This window comes from Candidatus Methylomirabilota bacterium, from assembly GCA_036002485.1.
In the GTDB taxonomy this organism is placed as follows: Bacteria; Methylomirabilota; Methylomirabilia; order Rokubacteriales; family CSP1-6; genus AR37.
This window is the reverse complement of the sequence record DASYTI010000232.1, coordinates 1-2,906: the sequence shown is the minus strand read 5'-3', so window position 1 is coordinate 2,906 and position 2,906 is coordinate 1. Positions and strand designations below refer to the sequence as shown.

Genomic DNA, 2,906 nt, shown 5'->3' with positions numbered 1-2,906 from the left:
GGAAGACGAGGTTGATGATCGCGAGGATGACGCGGTTGCCGAAGCGGTGGAGGTCGCTGAGCGCCTTGGAGTCGGCCTGGCCCAGCCGGTCGCCGACGACGAGGTCGGCCCGGTCCTCGAGGACGGGCGCGAGCAGGGCGTCGACCTCCTCGGCGTAGTAGGTGTCGTCGCCGTCCACGATCACGCACGCGTCGGCGTCCACCGTCTCCAGGATCGACTGCATGACGTGGCCCTTGCCGCGGCGCTTCTCCCGCATCACTCGCGCCCCCGCCGCGCGCGCCTTCTCCGCGCTGCCGTCGGTGGAGTCGTTGTCGAACACCACGATCTCGGCCTCCGGCAGCCGGGACCGGAAGTCGGAGATCACCTTCGCGATGGTGGGGGCCTCGTTGTAGCAGGGGATGGCGACGGTGACCCGCGGGTGGCTCATCCTTCGGGAACCAACGTCTCCGCCGTGGGTTCGTCGTCGCTGCTGCCGAGCCCCGTGTTCTGCAGGATGGAGCGCTTCTGCACTTCCCGGTGGAGGGTGGAGAGGAACGTCTCGAACCGGTGGCTGATCTGGAGGAGGGCGGAGAGGCTGGGACACTTGAGGATCTCGATGAAGAACAGCTCGAATCCCGACCAGTCTCGGTACATCAGGTACTTCATGTCCGTGTCGTAGAAGCGCGAGATGGCCTCCTTCATGTCGGCCGCCGAGTTCTCGTCCCGGTGGTTCTGGAACTCCCGCACGACGTGGACGAGGCGGGCCAGCTGCTCCCGCAGCTCCACCGACTGCTCGAACTTCGCGGTGAAGTCCTCGAAGATGTCGCGCCCCTGGACCAGGGGGTCGAAGACCTGGGCGAGCTGCACGAGGGACTGCTGGAAGCAGTCCTTGAGGATGCCGTGGCTGTTCTCCACCCGCGCCCGGACGATGTCGGGCTGGCGGGCGACCGAGATGTCGACGAGCTCGGTGCTCACGACCTTCTTCATCTCGAAGGGCAGGGAGTACACGAATGAGTCGTACAGCTCGTGCATCCGGCTCTCGGGGTCGACGTTCCTCAGGACGCGCCGCTCGATGTAGGCGAGCAGCAGCCGCGCCTCGGAGGAGATGAGCGCGAAGACGAGGACGGTGTTCTTGAGCTCCTCCTCGGGCACCCGCTCGGGGTCGGCGAACTCCAGGTAGTGGAGGAGCCGGAACAGCTCCAGGAAGACCTTGGCCGCCTGCCGGCGCGCGCCCGCGTCCGGGATGCCCCGGATGATCCCGGCCACCGCGGGGTTCGTGATCCTGTCGTGGATGGGCTTGAACTTCCGGTCGATGAGCAGGGCGAGGAGGTGGCTGCGGCGGATCTCGCGGTAGAGGATCTTCCCCACCGACGTGAAGGTGGCGTAGGGGATGCGCGAGAGCCGCACGAGGTCGGTGAGCAGCACGTGGAGGTCCTCGAGGGCGTCCCGGAGGAGCGTCAGCCCGGCCTCGGGTGTCGCCTGGCGCAGCAGCTTCTCCACGTACGGATCGACGAGATCGTCCTTCTTGAGGTAGCCCTCGACGTACTTGTCGAAGCGCGTGAGGTTGACCTGGTCCTCGGTGAGGATGGCCGTGCAGAGCTGCACCGCCCGGCGGGCCACGTTGTCGACCAGGCGCAGCTCCTCCGACCAGTTCCGCAGCGCGAGGTGCCGGGCCTCGCGCTCCGAAAGGGGCTGGTTCTTGATGCGGAAGAAGCGCTCGAAAGCGCGCAGCCACATCTCCAGCTCGAAGAGCTCACGGGTCCTCCCCGCCGCCACTACCTGGTCCATCCAGTGGCGCATCTGGCCGCGGAGGAAGTCGGAGCGGAGCTCGCGGTCGGGGCGCTCCTCCTCGGAGCGGTCTTGGCTGGGCATCGGCGGCGCCATTTTATGCTACAAGGGCGCGGGCACGGCATGCGGCTACAGACGCGCTTCCTCCTCTACTTCACGGCCCTGACCGCGGTGATCATGGCCCTCGCCTTCTTGCTCGTCGACGAGGCCATGGGACACCTCGTGCTCAACTCCTCCCAGCGCCTCCGCACGCGGCTGGCCCTCCTCGCCGTGGCGATGCTGGCCATCGTCCTCGGCACCGCCGGCGCGTACCTCCTGACCCGCCGTATCACCCGCCTGCTCTCGCTCCTCACGGCGAGCACGCGCCGGGCGGCGGCGGGGGACCTCGACAGCCGTCTGGAGCTGCGCACCGGCGACGAGATGGAGGAGCTGGCCCGGGGCTTCAACGCCGTGATCGGCCAGGTGCACGCCCACCACCGCGCGCTCGAGGAGCTGAACCGGGACCTGGAGGCGAAGGTCCGCGGGCGCACCGAGGACCTGGAGTGGACGAACGAGGCGCTGCTCAAGGCGTACGAGGACCGCCAGCAGGCCGAGGCCCAGATGATCCTGTCCGAGAAGATGGCCAGCCTCGGCCAGTTCGTGGCCGGCATCGCCCACGAGATCAACACCCCGTCCTCGGCGATCAACGCCGCCATCGTCAACGTCACCGAAGGCCTGCAGACCCTGGCCCGGCAGGTGCCCAGCCTCGCCGCCGACGGCCCGTCGCCCGCGGTGCGGGCCGCCTTCCACGCGCTCGTCCAGAAGGCGCTCTCGGTCGACTTCGCCCGGAAGCGAGCCTCCACCACCGAGATCCGGCAGCGCACGCGTGAGCTGGAGGCGATCCTGCTCGGCCTGGGCCTGCCCAGCCCGCGCGAGCTGGCCCTCGCCTACTCGCGGCTGGGCCTGCACGAAGAGCTGCGGCGCCTGGCGGAGTCCGTTCCGGGCGGGCTGCCGCCGCCCGCACTGGCCTTCCTGGAGAACGCCGGCAACCTCGCCATCGCGGTGAGCGACATCCGCGTGTCCATCCAGGCCATCACGCGGATGGTCAAGGCCCTGCGCCACTACTCGCACCTCGACCGGGCCGAGATGGCCGAGGCCGA

The 2,906-nt window shown here is 68.9% G+C and carries 3 protein-coding genes; 1 reads left to right on the top strand and 2 read right to left on the bottom strand.

Annotated elements, in window-relative coordinates; genetic code table 11:
• Positions 1 to 427, bottom strand: a 427-nt coding sequence (locus VGT00_20330) for a glycosyltransferase family 2 protein (GenBank protein HEV8533778.1), incomplete at its 3' end; no start/stop codon positions are given.
• Entirely contained in the window at positions 424 to 1,851 is a 1,428-nt protein-coding gene (locus VGT00_20325; GenBank protein HEV8533777.1) for a hypothetical protein, read from the bottom strand. The genes VGT00_20325 and VGT00_20330, both read right to left, overlap by 4 nt.
• A 39-nt stretch (positions 1,852 to 1,890) precedes the next feature.
• On the opposite strand from VGT00_20325, the gene VGT00_20320 reads away from it, so the two are divergent.
• The coding region (locus VGT00_20320) for a HAMP domain-containing protein (GenBank protein ID HEV8533776.1) at positions 1,891 to 2,906 on the top strand (1,016 nt) is incomplete at its 3' end.

Bases quoted from the DNA above. Each gene is read 5' to 3' on its own strand.
- VGT00_20325 (HEV8533777.1), bottom strand. From the start codon at position 1,851: ATGCCCAGCCAAGACCGCTCCGAGGAGGAGCGCCCCGACCGCGAGCTC.